The organism is Streptomyces sp. NPDC004561, from assembly GCF_053602155.1.
In genome coordinates, this window is record NZ_JBSGDB010000857.1 from 1 (window position 1) to 1,801 (window position 1,801).

1 pseudogene is annotated in these 1,801 nt (G+C 73.8%); it reads right to left on the reverse strand.

Going from position 1 to position 1,801, the window contains the following annotated elements:
• Nucleotides 1-1,736: pseudogene (locus tag ACWEN3_RS46140) on the reverse strand (MinD/ParA family ATP-binding protein); the annotation flags it as partial.
• Between the last annotated feature and the right edge of the window lie 65 nt (nucleotides 1,737-1,801).

Here is a 1,801-nt window from a genome sequence, read left to right on the forward strand (position 1 = left end):
GGAGAAAGCCGTGGACCTCCTTCGACCACCGCCAGCACAGCACACTGGTGGCCATGGTGCCCACACCCTGGGCCAGGAGGCTGCTGGGGCGGGTAGGGCTGGCCCGGCGTCGGCTGGCCCGGCATCGGCGGGGCGGCCACCGGCGGCGGGTTGCCGTCGTTGGTCCACAGCCCGTGCGACTGCTGGTGCCGTACGAAGTCCTCGGCGACCAGCGCGGCGAGGTTGAAGTACGCCTCACGCGTCCTCGGCCGCATCATGTCGAGGTCCACCTCGGCACCGGCGGCCAGGTGCTCGTCGAAGGGCACGACCACGACCCCGCGGGTCCGCGTCTCGAAGTGGGACACGATGTCCTCGACCTTGATCATCTTGCCGGTCTCGCGGACCCCGGAGATCACGGTCAGGGACCGGGAGACCAGGTCGGCGTAGCCGTGCGCGGACAGCCAGTCCAGCGTCGTACTGGCGCTGCTCGCGCCGTCCACGGACGGTGTGGAGATGATGATGAGCTGGTCGGCGAGGTCGAGCACCCCGCGCATGGCGCTGTAGAGCAGTCCGGTGCCCGAGTCGGTCAGGATGACCGGGTACTGCCGGCCGAGCACGTCGATCGCGCGCCGGTAGTCCTCGTCGTTGAACGTGGTCGAGACGGCCGGGTCGACGTCGTTGGCGATGATCTCCAGACCGGAGGACGCCTGCGAGGTGAACCGGCGGATGTCCATGTACGAGTTCAGGTACGGGATCGCCTGGACCAGGTCACGGATGGTGGCCCCGGTCTCCCGGCGTACCCGTCGGCCGAGCGTACCGGCGTCCGGGTTCGCGTCGATGGCGAGGATCTTGTCCTGCCGCTCGGTGGCGAGGGTGGAGCCGAGCGCGGTGGTCGTGGTCGTCTTGCCCACGCCGCCCTTGAGGCTGATGACCGCTATCCGGTAGCAGGACAGCACCGGGGTGCGGATCAGCTCCAGCTTCCGCTGCCGCTCGGCCTCCTCCTTCTTGCCGCCCAGCTTGAAGCGGGACGACGCCGCCGTGGGGCGGCCGCTCTTCGCCTTCTGCTTCTTGTTGTTCAGCAGCCGGTCCGCGGAGAGCTCCACGGCGGCGGTGTAACCGAGCGGCGCGGCACCGGGGTTGGTGGGCTGCCGCTGGTCGTGCTGGATCGGCTGCGGCCACGCGGCTCCCGACCGGGGATCCACCGGCGCCTGCGGGGCGTCCGCGTGCGGCGCGGCTGGAGCGCCCTGGGCGTTCTGGGCGTTCGGGGTGTTCTGGGGAGGCTGGGGGAAGCCGTATCCGCCGGGCTGCGGCGGGTGGTTGGGCTGAGGGAAGCCGTAGCCGTGGGGCGGGGTGGGGCCGTTGGGGGCCGGCTGGGCCGCCGGGGGCTGGGGGAAGCCGTATCCGCCCGGTGCGGCGGGGCCGGGCGGGGTCGGCTGCGGCCCGGCCTGAGCGGGGGCCGGAGGCATGGGCGCGCCGGGCTGGCCAGGCTGGTTGGGGTGGTTCGGCTGGTTCCAGGCCGCGGGGGCGGGTTGCGGCGCCTGAGGCTGGAACGGCGGCTGGGGGCCGGCCACGCCCGCGGGGCCCTGTGCGGCGGCCGGCGGCTGCTGGCCGGGCATCGGTCCGGGCTGCGGGGGCCCGGGCTGCGGCGGTGTGGGCTGCGGGGGTGCGGGCTGCGCGGGCCACTGGGCCGCGGGGGCCGGGGCGGCGGGCTGGTACGAGGGCGGCAGCGGGCCTGGAAGGACGGATCGCGCGCGAGGTCGGCGCGCAGCGTCTTCACCGCCACGGTGCGGCCGAGGCGGGTGTCATGCGCGAGGTAGACCTC